At 74.6% G+C, this 25,578-nt stretch carries 19 protein-coding genes; 16 read left to right on the forward strand and 3 right to left on the reverse strand.

Annotated elements, in window-relative coordinates:
- Positions 1 to 282 precede the first annotated feature (282 nt).
- The 3 genes from QOL16_RS12955 to QOL16_RS12965 are packed head-to-tail and all read left to right on the forward strand — an operon-like array spanning position 283 to position 4,954.
- Positions 283 to 1,134, forward strand: a complete 852-nt coding sequence (locus QOL16_RS12955) for a xanthine dehydrogenase family protein subunit M (protein WP_071282010.1) — start codon at positions 283 to 285, stop codon at positions 1,132 to 1,134.
- Entirely contained in the window at positions 1,125 to 3,944 is a 2,820-nt protein-coding gene (locus tag QOL16_RS12960) for a molybdopterin cofactor-binding domain-containing protein (protein WP_071282012.1), read from the forward strand. Before QOL16_RS12955 ends, QOL16_RS12960 begins: the two co-directional genes overlap by 10 nt.
- Positions 3,944 to 4,954, forward strand: a complete 1,011-nt coding sequence (locus QOL16_RS12965) for an XdhC family protein (protein WP_071282014.1) — start codon at positions 3,944 to 3,946, stop codon at positions 4,952 to 4,954. The genes QOL16_RS12960 and QOL16_RS12965 overlap by 1 nt, the downstream gene beginning before the upstream one ends.
- A 130-nt stretch (positions 4,955 to 5,084) precedes the next feature.
- Here the strand turns inward: QOL16_RS12965 and QOL16_RS12970 are convergent, their stop codons facing one another.
- The gene (locus tag QOL16_RS12970) at positions 5,085 to 6,377 is read right to left on the reverse strand and encodes an amidohydrolase family protein (RefSeq protein ID WP_071282016.1); all 1,293 of its coding nucleotides are present in this window, start codon (positions 6,375 to 6,377) and stop codon (positions 5,085 to 5,087) included.
- Positions 6,378 to 6,576: 199 nt separating this feature from the next.
- Between QOL16_RS12970 and QOL16_RS12975 the strand changes: the two genes are divergently transcribed.
- The 3 genes from QOL16_RS12975 (at position 6,577) to QOL16_RS12985 (ending at position 10,722) form a co-directional block, all read left to right on the forward strand.
- Entirely contained in the window at positions 6,577 to 8,436 is a 1,860-nt protein-coding gene (locus QOL16_RS12975) for an alpha/beta hydrolase (protein WP_071282018.1), read from the forward strand.
- 130 nt (positions 8,437 to 8,566) lie between these two features.
- The gene (locus QOL16_RS12980; protein WP_065965116.1) at positions 8,567 to 9,019 is read left to right on the forward strand and encodes a hypothetical protein; all 453 of its coding nucleotides are present in this window, start codon (positions 8,567 to 8,569) and stop codon (positions 9,017 to 9,019) included.
- A gap of 305 nt (positions 9,020 to 9,324) precedes the next feature.
- The gene (locus QOL16_RS12985) at positions 9,325 to 10,722 is read left to right on the forward strand and encodes an amidohydrolase family protein (RefSeq protein WP_071282020.1); all 1,398 of its coding nucleotides are present in this window, start codon (positions 9,325 to 9,327) and stop codon (positions 10,720 to 10,722) included.
- 101 nt (positions 10,723 to 10,823) lie between these two features.
- On the opposite strand, the gene QOL16_RS12990 is transcribed toward QOL16_RS12985, so the two are convergent.
- Both QOL16_RS12990 and QOL16_RS12995 read right to left on the reverse strand, forming a co-directional pair.
- Entirely contained in the window at positions 10,824 to 11,777 is a 954-nt protein-coding gene (locus QOL16_RS12990) for a PDR/VanB family oxidoreductase (RefSeq protein WP_071282023.1), read from the reverse strand.
- Positions 11,774 to 12,457 (reverse strand): helix-turn-helix domain-containing protein, encoded by a 684-nt coding sequence (locus QOL16_RS12995; RefSeq protein WP_083394853.1) that lies wholly within the window; start codon positions 12,455 to 12,457, stop codon positions 11,774 to 11,776. Before QOL16_RS12995 ends, QOL16_RS12990 begins: the two co-directional genes overlap by 4 nt.
- A gap of 143 nt (positions 12,458 to 12,600) precedes the next feature.
- Between QOL16_RS12995 and QOL16_RS13000 the strand changes: the two genes are divergently transcribed.
- The 10 genes from QOL16_RS13000 (at position 12,601) to QOL16_RS13045 (ending at position 25,556) form a co-directional block, all read left to right on the forward strand.
- Complete coding sequence (locus QOL16_RS13000; protein WP_065965083.1) at positions 12,601 to 13,944, forward strand: cytosine deaminase; 1,344 nt, start codon at positions 12,601 to 12,603, stop codon at positions 13,942 to 13,944.
- 75 nt (positions 13,945 to 14,019) lie between these two features.
- The gene (locus QOL16_RS13005; RefSeq protein ID WP_254780130.1) at positions 14,020 to 14,787 is read left to right on the forward strand and encodes an ABC transporter ATP-binding protein; all 768 of its coding nucleotides are present in this window, start codon (positions 14,020 to 14,022) and stop codon (positions 14,785 to 14,787) included.
- The gene (locus tag QOL16_RS13010) at positions 14,787 to 15,656 is read left to right on the forward strand and encodes an ABC transporter permease (RefSeq protein WP_071282025.1); all 870 of its coding nucleotides are present in this window, start codon (positions 14,787 to 14,789) and stop codon (positions 15,654 to 15,656) included. The genes QOL16_RS13005 and QOL16_RS13010 overlap by 1 nt, the downstream gene beginning before the upstream one ends.
- 108 nt (positions 15,657 to 15,764) lie before the next feature.
- The gene (locus tag QOL16_RS13015) at positions 15,765 to 16,949 is read left to right on the forward strand and encodes a nitrate ABC transporter substrate-binding protein (RefSeq protein WP_071282027.1); all 1,185 of its coding nucleotides are present in this window, start codon (positions 15,765 to 15,767) and stop codon (positions 16,947 to 16,949) included.
- A 119-nt stretch (positions 16,950 to 17,068) separates the two neighbouring features.
- The gene (locus tag QOL16_RS13020; protein ID WP_071247898.1) at positions 17,069 to 18,454 is read left to right on the forward strand and encodes an FAD-binding oxidoreductase; all 1,386 of its coding nucleotides are present in this window, start codon (positions 17,069 to 17,071) and stop codon (positions 18,452 to 18,454) included.
- Positions 18,451 to 19,239, forward strand: a complete 789-nt coding sequence (locus QOL16_RS13025) for a creatininase family protein (protein ID WP_071282029.1) — start codon at positions 18,451 to 18,453, stop codon at positions 19,237 to 19,239. Before QOL16_RS13020 ends, QOL16_RS13025 begins: the two co-directional genes overlap by 4 nt.
- Positions 19,240 to 19,336: 97 nt before the next feature.
- On the forward strand, positions 19,337 to 20,401 hold the full coding sequence (locus tag QOL16_RS13030) for an acetamidase/formamidase family protein (protein WP_071282031.1): 1,065 nt from the start codon (positions 19,337 to 19,339) through the stop codon (positions 20,399 to 20,401).
- Between the two features lie 20 nt (positions 20,402 to 20,421).
- Complete coding sequence (locus QOL16_RS13035) at positions 20,422 to 22,029, forward strand: AtzH-like domain-containing protein (RefSeq protein WP_254780132.1); 1,608 nt, start codon at positions 20,422 to 20,424, stop codon at positions 22,027 to 22,029.
- A 135-nt stretch (positions 22,030 to 22,164) separates the two neighbouring features.
- Positions 22,165 to 23,934: a hypothetical protein gene (locus tag QOL16_RS13040; RefSeq protein ID WP_071282033.1), complete on the forward strand. Its 1,770-nt coding sequence runs from the start codon at positions 22,165 to 22,167 to the stop codon at positions 23,932 to 23,934.
- Positions 23,935 to 24,077: 143 nt separating this feature from the next.
- Entirely contained in the window at positions 24,078 to 25,556 is a 1,479-nt protein-coding gene (locus tag QOL16_RS13045) for a cryptochrome/photolyase family protein (protein ID WP_071247883.1), read from the forward strand.
- The last annotated feature ends 22 nt before the right edge of the window (positions 25,557 to 25,578 follow it).

Below are 25,578 nucleotides of genomic sequence, written 5' to 3' on the forward strand. Positions count from 1 at the left end.
TCTCCGGCAGGTCACCACTCGTCGCCCGGCCCGGTCGCCGTTCGTCGCGGGCCCGTCACACCGCTGAAACACCCGTTCCGTACGGTGACGACACACCGCGTGGCGGACACACCGCGCGGCGGACCCACCCCACGACACGACCGGCACCGAGGAGGCGACCGTGCGAGCGAACACCACCACCGCCGTGCCCACGACCGCCTGGTCCCGCGGGATGATCGCGCACGGACGACGGCCGGGACCCCGCTCCCGCCCCTCGTCGACCCCTCGCGATCGGACCACCCCTTGGACCTCGTCTCCGTCCGCGCCGTGCGGACCCCCACGCACCGCTCCGACCTCCGGCTGACCGCCGGTGACCGCCCGCTCGCCGGTGGCACCTGGCTCTTCTCCGAGGAGCAACCCGGGCTGACCGGCCTGGTGGACCTCACCGCCCTCGGGTGGCCCGACCTCGAACGGTCCGGGCACACCCTGACGATCGCGGCGACCTGCACGATCGCGTCCCTGCTCCGCGCCGAGCCGGACCCGGCCTGGACCGCGTGGCCGCTCGTCGACCGGTGCGCGAACGCCCTGCTCGCGTCGTTCAAGGTCTGGAACGCCGCGACCGTCGGGGGCAACGTCGCGGTCGCCCTGCCGGCGGGGGCGATCACGGCGCTGCTCGCCACCCTGGACGCCGTCGCCGTGGTGTGGACGGCCGACGGCGGGGAGCGACGCACCCCCGTCGCCGACCTGGTCACGGGTGTGCGCACCGTCGCGCTCGCCCCGCAGGAGGTGATCCGCGCGTTCGACGTGCCGGTCGCGGCCCTCGTCGCCCGCACCGGGTACCGACGGGTCGCGCTCAGCCCGCACGGGCGCTCCGGGGCGCTCGTCACGGCGCGGTGGACGGCGGACGGGTTCGTCCTCGTCGTGACCGCGGCGACCCCACGGCCGCTCGTGCTCCGTTGGGACCACGTGCCGAGCAGCGCCGCGGTCGACGCCGCGGTCGGTGGCCACGACGACTGGTACGACGACCCGCACGGTTCGCCGGACTGGCGCCGCGCCGTCGCCACCCGTGCCGCACAGGAGCTCCGGGACGAGGCGGCGGCGGACACCCGGGCCTCCGCTCCCGGCGGCACCGAGGGGGTGGCGTCGTGCAGCTGACGGTCGACGGGCACACGCTCGACGTGGCCCCGCAGCCCGGGCAGGTCCTCCGCACGCTCCTGCGCGAACACGGTGTCACCGCGGTGAAGAAGGGCTGCGACGCGGGTGACTGCGGCGCCTGCACGGTGCTCCTCGACGGCGTCCCCGTGCACGCCTGCATCACCCCGGCCCACCGGCTCGCGGACGCCACGGTGACGACGGCGGCGGGCCTCGGCACGGCGGAGCACCCGCACCCCGTGCAGCGCGCCTTCGCCGAGGCCCCCGGGTTCCAGTGCGGCTTCTGCACGGCCGGGTACGTCGTCACGGCCGCGGCGCTCGACGACGACCAGCTCGCCGACCGCCACCGTGCGCTCAAGGGCAACATCTGCCGCTGCACGGGGTACCGCGCGATCGAGGACGCCCTCGACGGGGTCCGGAACACCGCGTGCGCCAGCGCCGGGGACGCCGTCGGGACGTCGGTCGCGGCCCCCGCGGCGATGCGCATCGTGACGGGTACCGAGGAGTACACGCTCGACGTCCGACGCACCGAGGCGCTCCTGCACCTCGCGGTCCTCGGCAGCCCGCACCCGCACGCCCGCATCACCGCGATCGACACGAGCGCCGCCGAGGCCCTGCCCGGCGTGCACGCCGTGCTCACCCACCGGGACGACCCGGGCGTGCTGTTCTCCACCGGGCGGCACGAGTCCCGGCTCGACGACCCCGACGACACCCGGGTGTTCGACACGGTGCTGCGGTTCCGCGGGCAGCGGGTCGCGGCGGTCGTCGCCGACAGCGTCCGGACCGCCGAGCAGGCGTGCGCCCTGCTGCGCGTCGCGTACGAGGTCCTGCCGAGCGTGCACGACGTCGACGCCGCCCGGCGCCCCGGGGCACCGCTGCTGCACGCCGACAAGACCACCGCCGAGCACCGCATCGCCGAGCCGGACCGGAACGTCGTGGCCGCCCGGCACGGCGGGACCGGGGACCTCGAGGCCGCCCTCGCCGCGTCCGCGGCGACGGTCGACGGCACGTGGTCGACGGGTCGCGTCTCGCACGCCGCGCTCGAGACGCACGCGACCCGCGGGTCGCTGGACCGGGACGGGAGGCTCGTGCTGCGGACCGCCACGCAGGTCCCGTTCCTGGTGCGGGACGAGATCGCGCACGTCTTCGGTCTCGACCCGGCACGGGTGCGCGTGGTCGCGAAGCGGGTGGGCGGCGGGTTCGGCGGCAAGCAGGAGATGCTCACCGAGGACCTCGTCACGCTCGCGGTGCTCTGCACCGGCCGCACGGTGCAGTACGAGTTCAGCCGCCGGGACGAGTTCACGATCGCACCGACCCGGCACCCGATGCGCGTGCGGGTCCGGCTCGGCGCGGACCGCTCCGGCCGCCTGACCGCGATGCACGTGGACCAGGTGATGGACACCGGCGCGTACGGCAACCACGGCGTCGGCGTCATGTTCCACTCGGTGAGCGAGTCCGTCGCCGTGTACCGCTGCCCGGTGAAGCGGGTCGACGCGGAGTCGGTCTACACGAACAACCTGCCGTCGGGGGCGTTCCGCGGGTACGGCCTCGGCCAGGTGGTGTTCGCGATCGAGTCGGCGATGGACGAGCTGGCCCGCGAGCTCGACCTCGACCCGTTCGAGCTCCGGCGGCGCAACGTGGTCGTGCCCGGCGACCCGCTCGTCGTCACCGACCCGGACGAGGAGGACGACCTGCGGTGGGAGGGCAGCTACGGCCTCGACCAGTGCCTCGACCTGGTCGAGGACGCCCTCCGCGCACCCCTGCCCGAGGTCCCCGCGATGGACGGGCCGCCGCTCGACCGCGCGGCAGTGGACGGCACGGCACCGGCAGGCACCGGCGACTGGGCGTTCGGCACCGGGGTCGCCCTCGCCGCGATCGCCACGATGCCGCCGCGGGGCCACCACGCCCACGCCTCGGTCGAGGCGACCGCGGACGGCCGCTACCGGATCGGAGTCGGCACGGCCGAGTTCGGCAACGGCACGACGACCGTGCACACGCAGCTCGTCGCCACCGCCCTCGGCACCACCCCGGACCGGGTCGACGTGCACCAGTCCGACACCGACGCCGCCCGGTACGACACCGGTGCGTTCGGGTCGGCCGGCGTCGTCGTCGCGGGCAAGGCGCTGTACGCGGCCGCGCTGGACCTGCACGAGCAGATGACGGCACGCGCGCTGACGATCGTGGCAGCCCGGACGCCCCGCGCCGCGGTCGGCCCGCTCGGCCCGGCGGTCGCCGTGCTCCCGGACGGCGTGCGGGTGGGCGACCAGGTGGTCGGGCACGCCGAGCTCCTGGCCGAGGGGCCCCTCGTCGCGCACGGCAGCCACGACGGCACCCCGCGGTCCCTGGCCTTCACGGTGCACGGCGCCCGGGTCGCGGTGCACCGCCCCACCGGCGAGGTCCGCGTCCTGCACAGTGTGCAGGCGGTCGACGCCGGGACGGTCCTCAACCCGGAACAGCTCCGCGGGCAGGTCGAGGGCGGCGCGGCGCAGGCGATCGGCTCGACCCTGTACGAGGAGGTCGTGCTCGACGACGAGGGCCGGGTCACGACCGACGCGTTCCGGTCGTACCGCGTCCCGAAGATCTCCGACGTGCCCCGCACCGAGGTGCTCTTCGCGGCGACGCACGACCCGCTCGGGCCGCTCGGCGCGAAGTCGATGAGCGAGGCCCCCTACAACCCCGTCGCCCCGGCGGTCGCGAACGCCGTCCGTGACGCCCTCGGCGTCCGGCCGTACCGCCTGCCGATGACGCGGGACCGGGTCTGGCGTCTCGCGCAGCGGGCGTCGCCGGACGCGCCCGACGCCGGAGGCGCGTGATGTTCGAACTGGCACCGCGCCTCCTGGCCGTCCTCGACCACGGCGACCCCGTCGTCGTCGCGACGGCCGTCGCGATGTCCGGCAGCGCGCCCAGCGGGGTCGGCACGTCGATGGCGGTCCTGCCGGGCGGCCGGGTCGTCGGGACGATCTCCGGCGGCTGCGTCGAGGGGTCCCTGTTCGTCACGGCCGGGCAGGTGCTCGACGACGGCGTGCCGGTGCTCGAGCGGTTCGGCTTCGACGCCGACCCGGACGCGGAGGACCCGGACGCCGTCGGGCCCGACGCGGTCTGGGCGCCGGCGCTCCGCTGCGGCGGCCGGGTCGAGGTCCTGGTCCGCCGCGTGGACCCCGGCGATCCCGCGGTCGACGCCCTGCGGCGGGCGGCCTCGGGCGAGCCGACGTCGCTCGCGCTCTCCCTCGAACCCGACTCGCTGGGTGCGGTCGTCAGCGCGCCGGACAGGTGCCGGGGCCGGGTCTTCGTCGAGCGGGCCGACGCGCGTCCCCGGTGCGTCGTGGTCGGCGCGGTCGAGACCGCCGTCGCCGTGACGAACGCGGCGGCGGTGCTCGGCTACGCGGTGACCGTCGTCGACCCACGGTCGGTGTTCCTGACCGACGAGCGCTTCCCGGCGGCGGACGAGCGGATCGTGGGGTGGCCGACGCGCGTGCTCGCGGGACTGCCGATCGACGGGACGACCGCCGTCGTGGTGCTGTCGCACGACGACCGGTTCGACGCCGGGGTGGTCGACCTCGCGCTCCGCCGCGGCGCCGGCTACGTCGGGGCGATGGGCTCGCGGGCGACGCACGAGCGGCGGCTTGCGGAGCTGGTCGCGCTCGGGACGCCGGACCTCGAGCGGCTGCGGTCACCGATCGGGCTCGACATCGGGGCGGAGACCCCGGCCGAGACGGCGCTCGCGGTCATGGCGGAGGTGGTCGCCGTGCGCCGGGGAGCCCCGGGCGGTGCGCTCGCGGGCGGGGCGGGGCCGATCCACCGGCACGCGGTCGTCGCGGGCTGACGGGGCGCACCCGGGCGCACCCGGTCGTACCCGGTCGTCCCGGGCGTCCCCGGTCGTCCCGTCCGACCAGGGACGCCCGTTCCCACCTCCCACAGCGCCCGTCCCGGGGAGGAACCCGCGGGGAGCGCCCTCACACGGGCGTGCGGGCCAGCCGTTCCGACAGCCGCGCCGCGATCTCGCGCTCGTCCCCCGTGACGAGCCGGTGGTCGCGGACGACCACCCGCCCGCCGACGACGACGTGCCGCGGGCGCCGCCCCGGGGACGCCCAGAGCAGGCCCGCAACCGGGTCGGCGACCCCCGCGTCCGCCACCCCGGAGACGTCCCACACGCACAGGTCCCCCGCCGTCCCGTCGGCGAGGTGCCCGAGCTCCGGCCGCCCGAGCCCTGCCGCGGACCCCTCGGTGGTCATGCCGAGCACCTGCCGCGCGGGGAGCTGCGGCCCGACGAGCGCCGACACCTGCATCGCCAGCCGTGCGTCCGCGAGCAGGTGCCCCGCGTCGTTGCTGCCGCCGCCGCTCGTCCCGAGGCCGACCGGGACCCCGGCCGCCGCGAGCGCCGCGACCGGGGCGATCCCCCACCCCATGGGCACGTCGCACCCCGGTGCGTGCGTCGCGGACACCCCGGCCGCGGCCAGCCGTGCGACCTCGTCGGCGGTCACGTCGCACAGGTGCGCGATCGTGACGTCGGGTGCGAGCCAGCCCCACTCCTCGAGCAGGTCGATCGGCCGCCGCCCGTACCGCTCGAGCGCGATCGCGGTGTCGACCTGCTCGTTCGCCTGGGTCCGCCGTCGGAGTCCGTGCCGGGCGGCGACCTCGCCGAGCGCCCGGAAGGTCGCCTCACCGTCGGAGTGCACGCCGGCCGGGCCCACGGCCACCTGCAGGCCGCCGTCCGGGTCGACCCCGCCGACCGCCTCCTCGTGCAGCAACCGCGCGGCGATCGCGTCCGCCGACGCAGCAGCGCGCGCCGGGTCGTCGCGCGCCGAGCCCCGCACGAACACGAGACGCCCGCCGAGTCCGCGGACGGCGTCGACCGTCGCCGCGGCGAGCGCCACGGTGTCGTCGGTGGTCGCGTCCGCGGGCCAGTTCAGGTGGTGGTCGGCGATCGTCGTGACGCCGGACAGGAGGCCCTCCGCGGCCCCGGCGGACGCGGCCAGTCCGTACAGCTCGGGATCGTGCCCCACCCGGCCGTACGCGCCGGCCATCGTCGGGAGCCAGTCCGCCATCGGCACGCCGCGGGTCCCGGGCAGGGTGCGGAAGGCGGTCTGCAGCAGGTGGTGGTGGGCGTTCACGAGGCCGGCGGTGACGACGCAGCCCGAGGCGTCGAGGGTCGTCGCGAGGCCGCTGCCGTCGTCGAGGACCACGTCGCCCTCCCGTTCGGTGCGGGGGTCGACGAGGACGCGGCGGGCACCGGTGACGGTCAGCATGCGTCGGTTGTAGCAGTCGTCTGTTTCCGCGGCGTGACGGAGGAACCGGCCGTGCCGGAGGAACCGGCCGTGCCGGTCTCCGGCGCGGGAGCACCCGGCGGATCGCACTCCGCGCTCCATCGGTGGTCCTGGATGTGGAATACCGGCAGATCGGCTCGCCCGTGTGTACGCTCGGCCTGGGGAACGATCCGGGGGGGACATGAGCGACATCGAGTTCGACGACGGCGCCGCGAAGCGGTTGATCGCAGCGGCTGACGCCGGCGACGATCGGCTCCGCGGTCAGGGCGGGACGAGGGCGGCCGCGGCGGAGGACGCGCTCTGGAACTTCGAGGGTGCCTACTCCCAGCGCTTCCTCGAAGCCGTGCAGGTCGAGGCGGCGGACCGTGCCCGCCTCGCACGACAGCTCGCGTCGTTGTCCGACCAGGTCAGCGCCGTCGCGGCCGCGGCCGTCCGCGAGCGCGAACGGCTGGCGGACCTCGCGTCGTGGAACCAGCGTGAGCAGCACCGTCAGGACGCTGCGGCCGCCGATCCGCTCCGCGCGCTCGGCATCCCGCCGAGCACGTTCCCGGACCCGCGGCCGTCGACGACACCGGTGATGCCGCCGGAGGTCTCGGTCTCCTTCACGGCGCGTCAGCGCGAGCGCACCGGGACGGGGACGAGCGGCGGACGCAGCTCGGCCGTCCCGGAGAACCTCCGACGGTTCGCACAGACCACCAGGGCCTCCGACCGAGCGGCGTCGACCGCCGTCGGCGACGTCCGTCGAGCGTGGCACGCCTTCGTGGGGTCGTGCGGCTGGGCCCGGATCGGCAGCACGACACTCCTGTCCGGTGCGGAGGCGTACCTGCGCGAGAACGACGGGGACGCCGCGTGGACGGAGCGCGTGGCCGCGGCCTTCGAGCGAGCAGGGAGCGCCGGCTCGCTGTCGAACGCCACGCTCGACGTCGCCGTGTCGGACGACGTCCCGGCTGCCGTGCAGCGCCTCACGGCCGACGGGCTGACCCCGACCGAGGTGAACGCACTCTGGAACGCCTTCGGCTTCTCCCCGGAGCGCCGCTCCGACCTGGAGTCGTTGCCGGTCACCGCCCTCGCCGCACTCGGGAACCTCGAGGGCGTGCCGTACTGGGCCCGGGACACCGCCAACCGCGTCGTACTGCGCGAGCGCCTGGCGGCGGCCCGCACCGGCGACGATCCGGTCGAACTGGCCGCACTGCAGAACATCGACAAGGCACTCCGCGGGGCGGTGGACGACTGGCCGCGGTCACTCACGACGCTGTCCGCCGACGTGCCCCCGCTCGCGGCGGTCTCGATCGGTGACCTCGACACCGCTGCGAACGTCACGTGGACGGTACCCGGGATGGGGACGACCTCGGCGGACACGGTCGGTTGGGCGAACGCCTCCCAGAACCTCGCCGAGCAGCAGGCCCGGACCACGGGTCGGACCGACAACGCCGTGCTCGCGTGGATCGGGTACGCACCACCGCCGGTCCCGGACGCCGAGAACCGTGACCTCGGGGTGCTCGGCAACCGCTCGGCCACCGAGGGCGCACCGCACCTCGTCGACAGCATCCACGGTCTCGACGCGGTCCGGGCGGGGGACGTGCCGCACACCAACGTCGTCGCCCACTCGTACGGGTCGACGACCGCCGCGATCGCCCTCGACCGCGAGGACGTGCACGTGGACACCCTGACGACGATCGGCTCCGCCGGTATCCCGGGGAGCGTGCGAGACGCCGGCGACCTGAGCGCCGACCACGTGTACGCCGGCCAGGCGCGCAAGGCGTACCCGTGGGACGACGACGGCCCGCGGGGCGACCAGTGGGCCTGGCTCGGTCGGGAAGGCAGCCGCCGGAAGGACCCGACCGACGCGGACTTCGGCGCCACCGTGTTCGAGGTCGACGACGGCGGATCGGGCAACCCGGTGCTCGACCACGGCGTCCACACGAAGGACGACCGGGGGTACCTGGACAAGGGCACCGAGTCGCTCAAGAACGTCGCACGGACCTCCACCGGACAGGGAGACCGTGTGAGCCGACCCACGGAAGAAGAGGAAGCCTGGTGAGTCGATCATGATCCGACCGGTCCCCGTGCGGAATGCCGCCCGACTGAGTGTCCGACCGCACCACCTCGCCAGGGCGGTGGTCACGGTCCTGACGATGGCCCTGTTGACCGGATGCGCAGGAGGAGAACCCATGGAGCCCGACCAGACCCAGCAGCCCACCGTCTCGCCGGACGAGGCGAAGCGATCCGTCGTCGACGTCGTCGACCGGACCGCGAGCCTCGTCGACGGCGACTGGGAGGTCCTCAGCGGGCCGAGGCTCGGGCTCTGCCCGGGATCGGACGGCTCCGGCGACGCCGACGACCCGGGCGGCGTCACGTGGGTGTACGTGAAGCAACGGCCGGGGTCCGACGACCCGAAGGAGGACCTCCGCAAGGTCGAGTCCCTCTGGCAGAGCATGGGGATCACGACGAAGCGGTACCGCAGCGGTGGCGACGACCCTGACCTCGGGCTGACCGGGCGCGGCGGTCCGGTCAGCAGCATCGACTTCCTCGCGTCCTCCGCGGGCGGCTACAGCATCGACGGCGAGTCGCAGTGCGCCGACGGCGACTACGGCGACCTGGCCACGGGGAGCCCGACCCCCTGACCGACACCGCCGGGCGCGCGGGCAGGAACGCCGGCGCCCGGCACCGCCGGGCGCGCGAGCGGAGACGCCGGCGCACGGCCCCGCCCGGCGCGCGAGCGGAGACGCCGGCGCACGGCACCGCCCGGCGCGCGAGCGGAGACGCCGGCGCACGGCACCGCCGGGCGCGCGAGCGGAGACGCCGGCGCACGGCACCGCCCGGCCGCGCCCGGCCCCGGGACGGCTCCGCCGTTCCGACCACCCCGCCGACACCCTCCGGGAAACCCCGTGGTGACGCCCGCGAAACACGCGGACCCTACGGTCCAGGCATGACGACGACCCTGATCCGTGCCGGCTGGGTGCTCACCGCAGCGCCCGACGACTCCCCCACCCCCGCTGCGATCCGCGACGGCGCCGTCCTGCTCGACGGGGACCGCATCGCCGCCGTGGGCACCTTCGCCGAGCTGTCCGCCGCCCACCCTTACGCACCGGTCCGCGGGGGCGCGTACGACGTCGTCACCCCGGGCTTCGTCAACACGCACGGGCACTTCAGCGAGGGCCTCGTCACGGGCATCGGCTCGCAGTACACGCTGTGGGAGTGGTTGACGGCGCTGATCAGCCGCGTCAACCCGGTGATGACCCGCGAGAAGGCGTACGCCGGCACGGTGCTGCAGGGCATCCAGCTGCTCCGGAGCGGTGTCACGACGGCGAACGACATGTTCTGCGCGGACCCGGTGCCCGACGAGCCCGCAACCCCCGGTGTCGTGCAGGCGCTCGAGGACCTCGGCCTGCGCGGCGTCGTGTCGTTCGGTTCCGGGGACGTCGACCGGGACTTCGGCGCGACCCCGATCCTCGAGGAGTTCGAGGCGCTGCGCGAGGCGGCGGACGCCAGCCGCTACAGCACCTTCCGGGTCGGGGTCTCGTCGATCGGCCGCTACACCGACGACACCTGGCAGGAGCACGTCGACTACGCGGTCGCGGGCGGCCACGGCGTGCACGTGCACTTCCACGAGGTGCGCGAGGAGGTCACGGCGGCCCGGCAGCGCACCGGCCGGACGGCGATCGGGCACGCCGAGGCGACGGGCATGTTCCAGGTGCCCGTGATCGCGGCGCACAGCGTCTGGGTGGACCGCGAGGACCGGGAGCGCTACGCCACGAACGGCGTCGGTGTCGCCCACAACCCGGTCGCGAACGGCATCCTGGCGAGCGGCATCGCCCCGGTCGCGGAGCTCCGCGCCCTCGGCGTCCCGGTCGGCATCGGGGTCGACGGCCCGGCCTCGAACGACTCGCAGGACTTCCTGCAGGCGATGAAGACCGCCGCGCTGCTCGCTCGGGTCCGGGACCTGCAGGCGACGGCGATGAGCGCCCGCGAGGCGTTCGAGATGGGCACCATCGGCGGCGCCCGTGCGCTCCGCATGGACACCGAGATCGGGTCGCTCGAGCCCGGCAAGCGCGCGGACGTCGTGGTCTTCGACGGCGACTCCCCGGCCCTGGCGAACGTGCACGACCCCTACCAGGCGGTCGTCTTCGTCGCCGGCAGCCGCGAGGTCCGCGACGTCTGGGTCGACGGCGAGCTGAGCCTGGCCGACCACGACGTCACGAAGGTCGACGTGCGCGAGGCCGTGGCCCGTGCCCGACCGCTCGCCCGGCAGCTGGTCGCCGAGGCGGGGCTCGAGCGCCTGTCGGCGCTCACCGGCGGCCCGCTCGACGACACCGAGCGTCCGTAGCGGCGGCGACCGCCCGACGGTCGCACCACGGGACGGACGGGAGGCGCGGCACCCGTCGTGCGCCGCGCCTCCCGTTCGTCCCGACCCGGCTCAGCGGCCGGTCACAGCTCCAGGACGAGGCGCGGGCACCCGCGCCGGGCACGGGAGACGCAGACCATCATGGTGCGGTCGTCGGCCTGCTCCTCCGGGCTGAGCACGGTGTCGCGGTGCTCCACCGCGCCCTCGAGCACCGGGGTCTCGCAGGTGCCGCACGTGCCCTCGCGGCACGAGGACAGGACGAACGCGCCGGCCTCCTCGGCGACCTCGAGCAGGGTGCGGTCGGCCGGGACCGTCACGGTGACGCCGGTCACGGTCAGCTCGACCTCGAACGGCTCGCCCGGGGCGTCGACGGCGTCCGCCGGTTCGAAGCGCTCGACCCGGACGCTGCCGGCCGGCCAGTGCGCGGCCGCGGCCTCGACGGCGTCCATCAGTGCCCGCGGGCCGCAGCAGTACACGACGGCGTCCCGCGGCTCGGCGAGGAGCGCGGGGACGTCGAGCCGGACGCCCTCGTCCGCCGCGGCCACGGTGACCCGGTCGGGGTGCGCGGCGACGAGGTCGTCGACGAAGGCCATCCGGTCGCGGGTGCGGCCCGCGTAGTGGAGCTCCCACGGCGTCCCGGAACGCTCGGCGGCGTCGATCATCGCGGCGAGCGGCGTGATGCCGATGCCCCCGGCGACGAACACGGCGGGGCGGCCGGGGTCGAACCCGAAGTGGTTGCGCGGCCCACCGACGAGCACCTCGGTCCCGACCGCGAGCGCGTCGTGCACGGCCGCCGATCCGCCGCGGCCGTCGGGTTCCCGGAGGACCGCGATCCGCCAGTGCCCCGCGCGGGTGGTCCCGACGAGCGAGTACTGCCGCTCGGTGCCCGGCGTGACCTCGAGGTCGAGGTGCGCCCCGGGCTCCCAGTCGGGCAGCGGGGTGTCCCCCGTGGCCGCGAGGTCGAGCGCGACGACGTCGGTCGCGACCTCGCGGCGTGCGGCGACGCGCAGCCGCAGGCGCTCGGGGACGGCGGTCACGCGACACCCCCGACCCGCGGGGTCTCCTTGACCACGAGCATGTGGAAGCGTCCGCCGTCGGCGCTGCACCAGCGGTGTGCGGTGCCGCCCCGGTGGTAGACGGAGTCACCTGGCCCGAGGCGGATCGGCTCCTGGCCGCGCAGGTCGAGCAGCACGTGGCCGGAGAGCACGGTGAGGAACTCGTCCTCGCCGTGCTCGAAGTACTCGCCGAGGTCGGTGTGCTCGCCGGTCCACTCGAGCGGCTCGAAGGCGTGCGGTCCGGCGTGCACGAGGAGCCGCGCCTCGCCGTCGGAGGAGGGTCCGCGAGCACCCTCCCCGGCCCGCAGCACCTCGGGCGCACCGCCGTCGTGGCCGCCGTGCTCCGGGGCACCGGCGGCGAGCAGTGCGACCTGGGTCGTGCCGAGCGCCGCCGCGATCTTCTCGAGCGAGACCATGCTCGCCCGGGAGTGCCCGCGTTCGACCTGGCTGAGGAAGGGGTGCGACAAGCCGGTGGCGGCGGCGACCTGCACGAGGGTCAGGCCCGCGGCCCGGCGCCGGGCGCGGATCTGCTCGCCGATCCGACGGGTCTGCGCGTCGACGACCCGGTCGGCGTCGGGACGGGAGTCGGTGCCCGCCCCGTCGGCGGTGGTGTCGGTGCTCGCCCCGTCGGCGGTCGTGCTGGTGCGGGTCCCCGGGCTCACGCGTGCTCCTGTCGTTCCGGTTCGTTCCGGTCCGGGACGGCTGTCACACACGGCAACCGCCGCGAAACGTGAGGGAAACAGAGCCGCCCTAGCATCGGAGATGTTGATGCGATCAACATTCTCACACTTCCCCGGGAGGCGCCATGGGCTCGACAGCACCACGACCGGTCGCCCTGCTGCGGGACGCCCTGCTGGCCGACGGACACCGCGTCGACGTCGCGATCGCAGGCGACACGGTCGTGGCCGTCGCCCCGGCGGGCAGCCTCCACGCCCTCGCCGAGGACACGCTCGACCTCGGCGGACGGCTGCTCCTCACCGCTCCCGCCGAGCCGCACGCGCACCTCGACAAGGCCCTCAGTGCCGACGTGATCCGGCCGCCGCTCGGGGACCTCGGTGCCGCGATCGCCTCGTGGTCGGCGCACGCCACGACCATGACCGTGGACGAGATCGCCGACCGGGCGCGCACCGCCGCCCTGGCCCTGCTCGCCGCCGGGACCACCGCCGTCCGCAGCCACGTCGACGTCCTGAGCGGTCGCCGCACGGCCGACGACGCCCCCGCGTCCACCGAGTCCGCCGTGCGCGGTGCACGGGCGCTCGTCCGGGTCCGCGACGAGCTCGCCGGGCTCGTGGACATCGAGCTCGTCGCCCTGGCCGGACCGCTCGCGCCCGACCACCACGTCGAGGCCGTCCTGGCCTGCGGCGTCGACCTGGTCGGCGGCGCGCCGCACCTGGCGGCGGACCCGCTCGCCGACGTGGACCGGCTGCTCGCGCTGGCCGACCGGCACGGCGTCGGGGTCGACCTGCACACCGACGAGAACCTCGACGGCCCGCTCACGCTCGACCACTTCGCCCGCGCGGTCAGCGCACGCCGGGGTGCCCACGCCGGCACGGGCGAGCGCGACGGCAGGACCTGGACCGCCGGCCACTGCGTGCGGCTCGGCACCCTGGGCCCCGAGCGTCTGGCCGAGGTCGTCACCGACGTCGCCGCCGCCGACCTAGGGATCGTGACGCTGCCGATCACGAACCTCTACCTGCAGGGCTGGCAGCACCCGGTGTCCACGCCCCGCGGACTGACCGCGATCCAGGCCCTCACCGCGGCCGGGGTCCGCGTGGCCGCCGGCGCCGACAACGTCCGCGACCCGTTCAACCCGGTGGGCCGCAGCGACGCGCTCGAGACGGCGTCCCTCCTCGTGACCGCGGGCCACGTGACGCCGGACCAGGCGTACGCGATGGTGAGCGACACCGCCCGGAGCGTGATGGGCCTCCCGGCCGCCGGTCCCGTCCCCGGACGGCGAGCCGACCTGCTGGCGGTCGCCGCGACCAGCGTCACCGACGCCGTCGCGAACGCGCCGGCGGACCGCATCGTCCTGTCCCGTGGGCGACTCGTCGCCCGCACCGAGGTGCACACCACGATCGCCGCTCCCGCGTCCGCGGCCGCACCCGCGTCCGCACCGACACCGGCAGCCGCGGCACCCGTGCCGGCCTGACCGCGCACGGCACCGCGCCGCGCACCCACCCGACCCGACCCCGCCCCCGCGCCCCACCGAGAACCCGAGGTGACCGTGACCACCACCGCCCCACCGCCCGTCACCGCGACGGACACCCTGCTCGACTTCCGCGACGTCGAGATGACCTTCCCGAACGGCACGGTCGCGCTGCAGGGCGTCGACCTGACCGTCGACCGCGGCCAGTTCGTGTCCGTCGTCGGCCCCTCCGGCTGCGGCAAGTCGACCCTGCTCCGCATCGCCTCCGGCCTCGAGTCGGCGTCCCACGGCACGGCCGGCGTGGCGACCGACCGGATCGGGTACGTGTTCCAGGACGCCACGCTCCTGCCGTGGCGCTCGGTGCAGGGCAACGTCGAGCTGCTCGCCGAGCTCGGACACGTGCCGAGGGCCGAGCGGGCCGCGAAGGCCGCCCGGGCCATCGACCTCGTCGGACTGAACGGCTTCGAGTCGAACCTGCCGAAGCAGCTGTCGGGCGGCATGCGGATGCGCGTCTCGCTCGCCCGGTCGCTCACGCTCGACCCGGAGCTGTTCCTGTTCGACGAACCGTTCGGCGCCCTCGACGAGATCACCCGCGAGCGCCTCAACGACGAACTCCTCCGGCTGTTCGTGGAGCAGCGGTTCGCCGGCCTGTTCATCACCCACTCGGTCTCCGAGGCGGTCTACCTGTCCACCGAGGTCATCGTGATGTCCGGTCGTCCCGGCAGCATCGTCGGCCGGTTCGACGTCCCGTTCCCGATGCCCCGCGACCCCGACATCCGCTTCACCCCCGAGTTCGCCGAACTGGTCGGCGAGGTCTCGCACGCGCTCCGGGAAGGACACCGCTGATGGTCACCCTGCAGGAGGTCTCCGAGGCCCGCGCCGTCCGCGCGGCAGCCCGGCGAGGGGCCGCTCGCCCGCGTCGCACCGCCACGTGGTGGCCGCCGCTCGTCGTCCTCGCCGTGCTCGTCGGCATCTGGTACGCGGCTGCGGCCTACTACGACCACGTCCGGGGACTGGCGTTCCTGGTGCCGTACCCGAACCTCGTGGCGAAGGCGATCGTCGCGCCGACGATGCCGGACGGGTCGCCGTCGACGTTCGGCTCCGACCTGTGGTCCGCCCTCGGCCGCACCACCGTGGTGTCGCTCGTCGGGCTCGGCGTCGCGATCGTGATCGGCGTCGCCTGGGCGATGGCGATGGCGCAGGCGAAGTGGCTCGAGCGCTCGCTCTACCCGTACGCCGTGGTGCTGCAGTGCGTGCCGATCCTGGCGCTCGTCCCGCTCATCGGCGCCCTGTTCGGCTACGAGTTCGCCAGCCGGGTCATCGTCACCGTGATGATCGCCCTGTTCCCGATGGTGTCGAACACGCTGTTCGGCCTGCAGTCCGCCGACCGGGCGCAGCGCGAGCTGTTCCGCCTGCAGCAGGCCGGCCGGTTCGCCCAGCTCGTGAAGCTGCAGGTCCCGGCCGCCCTGCCGTCGATCTTCGTCGGTCTGCGCACCTCCGCCGGTCTGAGCGTCATCGGCGCGATCGTCGGCGACCAGTTCTTCCAGCGCGGCAACCCCGGCCTCGGCGTCCTCATCCAGGTCACCGCCTCGCGGCTGATGGGCCCGGAGCTCTACGCGACCATCATCATCGCCTCGCTCTACGGCGTCGCCGTCTTCCTCGTGTTCGGACTGGTCGGCCGCCTCGCGGTCGGTCGGTGGCACGACTTCAGCTGACCGACCCACGGTCCCCCGCTCCGCCCGCGGAGCACCTGCCCCACCCCTGCCCCACCTCCCCACCCGACCCCCCAGCACCACGAGACCCGCACCACGAACGGAGCCTCCATGCGCACCACCACCCGACTCGGCGTCGCGACCGCCGCCCTCGCCGCGACCGCCATCGCCCTCACCGGGTGCGCCGCCGGCTCGTCCGGCAGCAGCACGAGCACCGCCAGCGCGAAGGCCGCCACCGGCCCCGCCGTCGACCTGTCCTCCGCCTGCCCCGCGAAGATCGTCGTGCAGACCGACTGGAACCCCGAGGGCGAGCACGGGCACCTGTACGAGATGCTCGGACCGAACCCGACGATCGACGCCTCCGGCAAGACCGTGACGGGCGACCTGTACGCCAACGGGAAGTCGACGGGCGTGCAGCTCGAGATCCGCGCCGGCGGCCCGGCGATCGGCTACACCAAGGTCGCCTCGCAGATGTACCAGGACAAGTCGATCACCCTCGGCTACATGTCGACGGACGAGCAGGTGCAGTTCTCCGGCAACCTGCCCACCACGGCCGTCTTCGCCGAGAACGACCAGTCCCCGATGTCGATCATGTGGGACCCGGCGACGTACCCGAAGGTCGACAGCATCGCGAGCCTCGGCAAGGTGCTCGAGAAGGACGGCGGCGTCGTCCGCTACTTCAACGGTGCCGCGTACATGACCTACCTCGAGCAGTCCGGCGTCCTGCCGAAGAGCGTCCTCGACGGCAGCTACGACGGCACCCCGGCGAAGTTCGTCTCCGCGGGCGGCAAGGACGCCCAGCAGGGCTTCGCGACCGCCGAGCCGTACATCTACCAGAACCAGGTCGCGGCCTGGGGCAAGAAGGTCGACTACGCGCTCGTCTCGAGCACCGGCTGGAACCCCTACCCCGAGGCGATGAGCGTCCGGACCGGCGACCTGGCGAAGCTGACGCCGTGCCTCAAGGCCCTCGTGCCCGTCATGCAGCAGGCGGACGTCGACTACCTGAAGGCCCCGCAGGCCACGAACGACCTCATCACGAAGCTCGTGCAGCAGTACAACAACGGCTGGACGTACGACGCGAAGGTCGGCGCGTTCGCGGCGAGCCAGATGGTGAAGCTCGGGCTCGCGAAGGACACCGACGGCTACATCGGCTCGATGGACGAGCAGCGCATGCAGGACTTCATCGCGAAGGCGACCCCCGTCTTCGCCGGCACCGGTGACGTGAAGAGCGACCTGAAGCCGTCCGACCTGTACACGAACGCGTTCCTCGACAAGACGATCGGGCTCGGCAACTGACGCGGGTCGGCCGAGCCGACCGCACGGAGCCGACCGACTGCCGGACGGGAGGCGCGGAGCACGCCCGCCCCGCGCCTCCCGTCCGCCGTCCCCGCACCACCCACCCCACAGGAGTGAGCATGACCACCGTCACCCCCGCCTCCACCACCGTCTCCCCCGCCGCCCTGGCGGCGCTCCACGCCGACCTCGTCGCGCTCCTCGGCGAGCGCGGCGTGAGCGCCGACGAACGCACCCGCACCCGCGCCTCCGTCGACGAGGCGACCATGAGCCCGATCCTCAGCGCCCAGCTGCCCCTCGGCCTGGCCGACCTGGTCGCGTACCCGGCGTCGGCCGACGACGTCGCCGCCACCCTGCGGGCGGCCGTCCGGCACGGCGTCCCCGTCACCACCCGCGGCAAGGGCACCGGCAACTACGGACAGGGCATCCCGCTGCACGGCGGGCTCGTGCTCGACACCTCGCGGGCCCGCGCCGTCGTCGAGGTCGGCGACGGCTGGGTCACGGCCGAGGCCGGCGCGTCCATGGTCGCGCTCGAGCAGGCCGCGGCGGCCACCGGGCAGCAGCTCTGGATGTACCCCTCGACCGCGCAGTCCACGATCGGCGGGTTCCTGTCCGGCGGCTCCGGCGGTACGGGGTCGATCGCGCACGGCTCGAACTGGCAGGGCTTCGTCACCGCGCTCGACGTCGCGCTCCCGGGTTCGGACGAGCTGTTGCACGTCGAGGGCGACGAGGCGCAGCCCTTCGTGCACACGTACGGCACGGCCGGGGTCATCGCACGGGCCACCGTCCGGCTCGAGCCGCTGCAGGAGTGGCGTGCCGTGTACGCGGCGTTCCCGACGTTCGAGCACGCGCTCGTCGCCGTGCGGACGCTCCGCGGACTCGACCCGGTGCCGCGGCTCGTCAGCGCCGACCGGCCCGAGGTCGCGGCGGCCCTGCCGTCGGACGCCGCGATCCCGGACGACCGTGCGAGCCTGCGCGCGATCATCGACGACGCCGTGCTCGACCAGGCCAGAGAGCTCATCGAGCTCGCCGGCGGGACCGTCGAGGACGTCCGCGAAGGCCTGCAGCAGACCACCAAGGTGTCGATGCTGTCGTACAACCACCCGATCTGGTGGCTCAAGCGGAACACCCCCGACACCGAGTACTTCCACGTCGAGGTCGGCGGTGAGGCGCTGATCGACCGGATCGCCGAGGTCGAGGCGGTGTACCCGGGCGGCATGCTCCACATCGAGGCGGCCCACGTCGGTCCGATCGGCATGCTCACGGCGCCGTACACCGGGGCGGAGGACGTCTACGCGGGCTACCCGGTGCTCCGCGAGCTGGGCGTCCGGGTGCACAGCCCGCACCAGTACTACGTCGACCACGGCGTCGAGGAGCTCGTGGCGCTCAAGCAGCGCACCGACCCCGAGGGGCTGCTCAACCCGGGCCACGTGATCGACCCGTCGCTCGTGGTCAGCGGGGGCTCGACCGCCTCCGCACAGCCGGTCGTCCCGGGGTTCGGCAAGTGAGCGGCACGCGCAGGCTCGCCGAGCTGTCCGGTCCCGCGGTCGCCGCGGGGTTCACGGCGGACACGATCGTCGTGCAGCCCACCGGCGCCGTCGAGCACCACGGACCGCACCTGCCGCTGCTCACCGACTTCCTCCTCGCCGACCACATCGGCGGTGCGGCGGTCGAACAGGCCGCGGCGGAGGGCCTCGACGTCTGGCAGCTGCCGACCCTGGCGTTCACGAAGTCCGACGAGCACAGCTGGGCGCCCGGCACCGTGTGGCTCGACGCGTCGACGATGTTCGAGACGGTCGTGCAGATCGGCCGCGCGGTCGCCCTCACCGGCGCCGGCACGCTCGTGTTCGCGAACGGCCACGGCGGCAACGTGGCGCTCCTGCAGGTCGCCCTGCGCGAGATCCGGAAGCGGTACGGCCTGAAGACCTTCCTCATGCCGGCCCTCGCCCGGGTGCCCGGGCCGGACGGCGAGGACGCCGACGAGCGCGGCCTCGGCATCCACGGCGGCGCTGCGGAGACGTCGATGATCCTGCACCTGCGGCCGGACCTCGTCGACACCACCCTCGCCGAGCGGTGGGTCCCCGACCACCTCGCCGACTTCGAGAAGATCGCGTTCAACGGCGGCCCGGTGTCGTTCGGGTGGCTGTCGGACGACTTCGGACCGGCCGGCGTGGTCGGGGACGCGAGCCGCGCCTCCGCCTCGTACGGCGCCGCGCTGTGGGAGCACTCCCTGGCCGAGGCGGTCGCGTCGCTGCACGAGATCGCCCGGTTCGACCCGGCACCGCCGGCCTGAGCGCGGCCGTCGCGAGCGCGCCGCACCACCGCACCACCGCACCACCGCACCACCGCACCACCGCACCACCGCACCACCGCACCACGATCGGAGCACCGTGACCCCGTCACCGACCACGACCGACCTGCACCTCGGCTCGAGCCCGTCCGACGTCCTCTGGGGCCGTCTGCCCGCCCGGACCGACACCCCGGCGCTGACCGTGCGGCCCGGGGCCGTCGTCACGGTGGACACCCTGAGCCACGAGGGCGTCCTCGAGGACCAGGGCTCCGACCCCGTGGCGTTCTTCGGGCGGCACGGGGTGGCCCGCGCCGACGTGCTCGACGACGCCGTGGCGGTCGCGCGGGAGCTGCGACGCGGCCCCGACGACGGTCCGCACGTGGTGTCGCGGCCGATCGCGGTCGACGGCGCCGAGCCGGGCGACGTCGTGTCGGTGACCGTGCTCGCGGCGGACCCGCGCGTGCCGTACGGCGTCGTGTCGAACCGGCACGGGCACGGTGCCCTGCCCGGCGAGCTGCCGCGCGCCGAGGAGACCGTGTCGGTGTTCGCCGACGTCGTGCAGCGTGACGGTGTGGACGTCGGCAGGCTCCCCGCCGTCGAGGGCGGACCGCGCGTCGTCACCTTCCCGCTGCGGCCCTTCCCCGGCATCGTCGGGGTCACCCCGGACAGCGACGAGCGGGCGCACTCGGTGCCGCCCGGGCCGCACGGCGGCAACCTCGACATCGCCCTGCTCACCGCCGGGGCGGCCCTGCACCTGCCGGTCCTCGTGCCGGGCGCGGGCGTGTACGTCGGCGACCCGCACTTCGCGCAGGGCGACGGCGAGGTCGCGCTGACGGCGCTGGAGGCCTCGCTCCGGCTGGTGCTCCGGCTCGACCTGGTCCCGCGGGCCGAGGCGCTGCGGCGGTTCGGCGAGCTCGTCGGTCCCCTCGCCGAGACGACCGAGCACCTCGTGCCCACGGGACTCGACCACGACCTCGACGAGGCCGTGCGGCGCTGCGTCCGGGCCGCGATCGCGCTGCTCCGGGCGCGCTGGGGCGTCGACGAGCACCTGGCGTACGCGTACCTCAGCGCCGCGACCGACTTCCGGATCTCGCAGGTGGTCGACCTGGTGTGCGGCTCGCACGCGATGATCCGCAAGGCCGACTTCGCCGGGCTCGACCGGTGACGGCCCGGGCAGGCGGACCGGTGGCCGCCGACGCGGTCGGACCGGTGGTCGTCGACGCGACTGCGTGGCCGGACGGACTCGAACGGGCCTGGACGGCGTACGAGGCCGCCCTCGCCCGGGACGACACCGCCGTGCTCGACGACCTGTTCGAGCCCGGCCCGGACACCCTGCGCGGCGACGACGCCGGACTGCTCCGCGGGCACGACGCGATCAGCGCCTTCCGGTCCGCCCGCGGCGGTGTCGCGCCCCGCACGATCACGTCGGTCGAGGTGCGCCCCCTCGCCGAGGACGTCGTGCTCGTCGTCGGCGTCTCGGCGTTCGACGGCGGCGGGAACGGACTCCAGACACAGGTCTGGCGGCGGACCACGGGTCGCTGGCGGATCAGCGCCGCGCACGTCACCGGCCGACCGAGGGCCCTCGACCGGTCGGTCTGGCGGGTCGTCGGCGATCCCCTCGTCCGCGGTGCCTCGGCCGACCGCGACCGGGCCGACGGCGGCGCCGACGGCAGCGGGGACCGTGGCGGCGCCGCACCCCGTCCGCTCACCGGGGTGCGCGTCGCGGTGAAGGACCTGTTCGCGGTCGCGGGGCACGTGGTCGGCGCCGGCAACCCGACCCGGGAGCGGTCGGCCCCGACCTGCGCCGAGCACGCCCCGGCGGTCCGCGCCCTGCTCGACGCGGGGGCCGACATCGCCGGCATCGCCAGGACCGACGAGTTCGCGTACGCGCTCGCCGGGCGCAACGCGCACTTCGGGTCACCGCCGAACGGCGCCGACCCGGCCCGCATCGGCGGCGGCTCCACCTCGGGGTCGGCGTCGGCCGTCGCCCTCGGGCAGGCCGACCTCGGGCTCGGCACCGACACGGCCGGCAGCCTGCGCGTGCCGTCCTCGTACCAGGGGCTCTGGGGCATCCGGACGACGCACGGCGCGGTGTCCCGCGACGGCCTGCTGCCCCTCGCGCAGTCGTTCGACACGGTCGGCTGGGTGGCGCGGTCCGCGGGGGTCCTCGCCGACGCCCTGGAGGTCTCCGCGCCCGCGTCGGACACCGCCGTCGACGACGGGTCGCTGCTCGTGTCGGACGCCCTGCTCGACGCCGCCGACCCCGCGACCGCACGGGCCTTCGCCGCCTGGGCCGACGGCACCCGCCGGCCGCTGCGTCCCGTCGCGCTCCCGGACCTCGACGACCTCGCCGAGACCCTGCGCATCGTGCAGGCCGCCGAGGCGTGGCGGAACCACGGCCGGTGGGTCACGGAGCACCCCGGCGCGCTCGGCACGGACGTCGCCGAACGCTTCGCCGCGGCCGCCGCCGTGACCGCCGACGAGGAAGCAGCGGCCCGCGCCCGGTTGCCGGAGCTGCGCGACCGCGTGCGCGAGGCGGTGGGACCGGGTGTGCTGTGCCTCCCGACCGTGCCCGGGCCGGCCCCGCTGCGGACCGCGACCGGACCCGACGTCCTGGCCACGCGCCGGGCGACCCTGCGGATGACGGCCGTCGCCGGGATCGGCGGCCTGCCCGCCGTGAGCGCGCCCCTGCTCCGGGTCGACGGGGCGCCGGTCGGCGTGTGCCTGGTCGGGGCCGCGGGGTCCGACCGCGCCGTGCTGGCCCTGGCGGCGACCCTCGCCGGGGCCGCCTGACGGACGACCGCCTGCCCGCCGGGGTACGCGGTTGTCCGCCGACGCACCGACTGTCGTCGACGACGCCCGGGTCTACCGTCGGTCCCGGGCGGCAACGGGGCCGTCCACGACGGATCGAGCATCATGCAACGACGGATGAGCAAGCTCCTCGCGACCATCACGGCGGTCGGGCTGGTCGGTGCCCTCGCACCGGCCCTGCAGGCACAGGCCGCGGTCACGACGAGCGACACCCCGGACTTCGGGAGCAACGTCAAGGTCTACAGCCCCTCGACACCGACCTCGACCATCCAGGCCGACGTCGACGCCGCGTTCAGCTCGCAGCTCCGCAGCACCACCGCGCAGTTCGGGTCGCAGCGGTACGCCTTCCTGTTCAAGCCGGGCAGCTACGGCCGGGTCTGGGCGAACCTCGGCTTCTACACGTCGGTCGCGGGTCTCGGGAAGAACCCCGACGACGTCACGATCAGCGGCGCGGTCAACGTCGACTCGGGCTGGAACGCCGGCGACGAGAAGAACGCCACGCAGAACTTCTGGCGCTCGGTCGAGAACCTGGCGATCGTGCCCGAGGGCGGCACCGACCGCTGGGCCGTGTCCCAGGCCGCGCCGATGCGCCGCGTGCACGTCAAGGGCAACCTGACGATGGGCCCGTCGAACCAGGACGGCGGCCAGGGCTACTCGTCCGGCGGCTACATCGCGGACACGAAGGTCGACGGCACCGTCACCTCGGGGTCGCAGCAGCAGTGGTACACGCGCAACTCCACGCTCGGCTCGTGGCAGGGCGGCAACTGGAACATGACGTTCTCGGGCGTGCAGGGCGCACCGGTGAACGACTTCTCGAAGAGCTACACGACCCTGGCCACCACGCCGACGACCCGCGAGAAGCCGTACCTGTGGGTCGACTCGTCGAACAAGTACCACGTGTTCGTCCCGTCGCTGCGGCAGGACTCGTCCGGCGTCACCTGGCCGAACACCGGCGGCACCGACCTCCCGATGCGGAACTTCTACGTCGCGCACCCGGGTGACTCCGCGGCCACGATCAACAGCGCGCTGGCCCAGGGCCTGAACCTGTTCTTCACGCCGGGCACCTACCGACTGGACGCCGCGCTGAACGTCACGCGTGCGGACACCGTCGTGACGGGCATCGGGTTCCCCACGCTCGTGCCGACGGCCGGCAACGCGGTCCTGACCTCGAACGACGTCGCCGGCGTGAACGTGTCGAACCTCGTGGTGGACGCGGGACCGCAGAACAGCGCGCAGTTGGTCCGACTCGGCACGAGCGGTTCGCACGTCGACCACGCGGCCGACCCGCAGAGCATCCAGGACGTCTTCTTCCGTGTCGGCTCGAGCATCCAGGGCAAGGCGACGACGACGCTGCAGGTCAACGCCGACGACACCCTCGTCGACCACATCTGGGCCTGGCGCGCCGACCACGGCGGAGCGGCCACGGGCTGGACGGTCAACACCGGCGCGACCGGCGTCGAGGTGAACGGCAACGACGTCCTCGCGACCGGCCTCTTCGTCGAGCACTACCAGCAGTACGAGGTGCTCTGGAACGGCAACAACGGGAGGACGATCTTCTTCCAGAACGAGATGCCGTACGACGTGCCGGACAACGCCTCGTGGCAGAGCCCGACCGGAGCCGGGTACGCGGCGTACAAGGTCGCGTCGACCGTCACGAAGCACGAGATCTGGGGCGGTGGCGTCTACTGCTTCTTCAACACCAACCCCGCGGTGCACGCCGACCGGGCGTTCGAGGTCCCGCAGACGGCCGGGGTGCGGGCACACGGCCTGGTCACGGTGTCCCTCGGTGACGTCGGCACGATCTCCAGCGTCGTCAACGGGGTCGGTGGTGCCGTCCCGACGCCGGCGGGCAACACCGCGCCGAACCGGGTGGCGTCCTACAACTGACCCGATCCGGGGCGACCGGGGGCGGGGCCGACGCGGGTGGGAGCCGCGGCGGCCCCGCCCGCGCGTGCGCCCCGACCGTGCGTGACCGTCGGGGCACACGCACCGTCAGCCCACCGGCACGCGCCGTCGGTAGCGTCCGCAGGGTGACCGACACCCCACGGACCCGCCTGGTCCTCCCCGGGCAGTACGGGCCGCTGTTCGACGACGGCGGCCCCGCCCTCGTGGTCGAGGCCCGGGAGTTCTTCGCCGCCCGACCGATGCACCGCGCGAAGGCCCACCTGTGGCTGAGCGCCCTGCGCCACCGGGTCCGCGAGCTCGGCGACCGCGCCGAGCACGTGCAGGTCGAGACCCTCGAGGAGGCCCTGGTCGGCCGGGACGACCTGGACGTGGTCGACCCGCCGTCCCGGACGCTCCGCGCGCAGGTCCGGCACTGGGGCCGGGGCACCGAGGTCCTGCCGAGCCGGGGCTTCATCACGGACGAGGCCGAGTTCGCCGAGTGGGCTGCGCAGGGCACCGGGCGCTTCCGGATGGAGACCCACTACGAGCGGGTCCGCCGCCGCGAGGGCTGGCTCATGCAGTCGGACGCGCCGCTCGGCGGGAAGTTCAGCCTCGACGAGCAGAACCGCCAGCCGCCGCCGAAGGGTGCGACGACCCTCGGCCTGCCCGACCCGTGGTGGCCGACCGAGGACGAGGTCGACGACGAGGTGCGGCACGACCTCGACCGGTGGGAGCGCGACGGACTCGTGCGCTTCGTCGGCAAGGACGACACCCGGCGCTTCGCGGTCACGGCCGACGAGGCCCGCGCCGCCCTCGACGACTTCGTGCAGGTGCGGCTCGGCGACTTCGGTCCGTTCGAGGACGCCACGCTCACGAACGACTGGACGATGGCGCACTCGCTCCTCAGCGTGCCGATGAACCTCGGCGTGCTCGACCCGTTCGAGGTCGTCGAGGCCGCACTCGCCGCGTACCGCGACCACGACGCCCCGCTCGCGAGCGTCGAGGGCTTCGTCCGCCAGGTCGCCGGTTGGCGGGACTACGTGTGGCACCTCTACTGGTGGTTCGGCGACGACTACGGCGCGACCGAGAACGCCCTCGACGCCACCGCGCGCCTGCCCCGGTGGTGGCGGGAGCTCGACGCCTCCGAGGTCGACGCGGTCTGCCTGAGCACGGCGATGGAGGGGCTGCACGACCACGGGTGGCTGCACCACATCCAGCGGCTCATGGTGCTCGGCAACTTCGCCCTGCAGCGCGGCTACGACCCCGTGCACCTGACCGAGTGGTTCACCGACGTGTTCGTCGACGGCACCGACTGGGTGATGCCCGCGAACATCATCGGGATGTCGCAGCACGCCGACGGCGGCATGGTCGCGACGAAGCCGTACGCGTCCGGCGGGCGCTACATCGACCGGATGTCGGACCACTGCGGCGGGTGCCGGTACGACCCGACGAAGCGGGTCGGCGAGGACGCCTGCCCCTTCACGGCCGGCTACTGGGCGTTCCTCGCGCGCACCGAGCCCGCCCTGCGGGACAACCCCCGGATGATGCGGCCCCTGCAGCAGATGCGGAAGCTCGCCGACCTGGACGAGGTGGTCGCACAGGAGGCGCGGCGCGGGACGCCCTGACGGCGTCGGTCCCAGGGTGGTC

The sequence above is a fragment of the Curtobacterium sp. MCBA15_004 genome (genome assembly GCF_001865055.2).
Lineage (GTDB): Bacteria > Actinomycetota > Actinomycetes > Actinomycetales > Microbacteriaceae > Curtobacterium.

Bases quoted from the DNA above. Each gene is read 5' to 3' on its own strand.
- QOL16_RS12965 (WP_071282014.1), top strand. From the start codon at position 3,944: ATGTTCGAACTGGCACCGCGCCTCCTGGCCGTCCTCGACCACGGCGAC.
- QOL16_RS12970 (WP_071282016.1), bottom strand. From the start codon at position 6,377: ATGCTGACCGTCACCGGTGCCCGCCGCGTCCTCGTCGACCCCCGCACC.
- QOL16_RS12975 (WP_071282018.1), top strand. From the start codon at position 6,577: ATGAGCGACATCGAGTTCGACGACGGCGCCGCGAAGCGGTTGATCGCA.
- QOL16_RS12980 (WP_065965116.1), top strand. From the start codon at position 8,567: ATGGAGCCCGACCAGACCCAGCAGCCCACCGTCTCGCCGGACGAGGCG.
- QOL16_RS12985 (WP_071282020.1), top strand. From the start codon at position 9,325: ATGACGACGACCCTGATCCGTGCCGGCTGGGTGCTCACCGCAGCGCCC.
- QOL16_RS13000 (WP_065965083.1), top strand. From the start codon at position 12,601: ATGGGCTCGACAGCACCACGACCGGTCGCCCTGCTGCGGGACGCCCTG.
- QOL16_RS13010 (WP_071282025.1), top strand. From the start codon at position 14,787: ATGGTCACCCTGCAGGAGGTCTCCGAGGCCCGCGCCGTCCGCGCGGCA.
- QOL16_RS13015 (WP_071282027.1), top strand. From the start codon at position 15,765: ATGCGCACCACCACCCGACTCGGCGTCGCGACCGCCGCCCTCGCCGCG.
- QOL16_RS13020 (WP_071247898.1), top strand. From the start codon at position 17,069: ATGACCACCGTCACCCCCGCCTCCACCACCGTCTCCCCCGCCGCCCTG.
- QOL16_RS13040 (WP_071282033.1), top strand. From the start codon at position 22,165: ATGAGCAAGCTCCTCGCGACCATCACGGCGGTCGGGCTGGTCGGTGCC.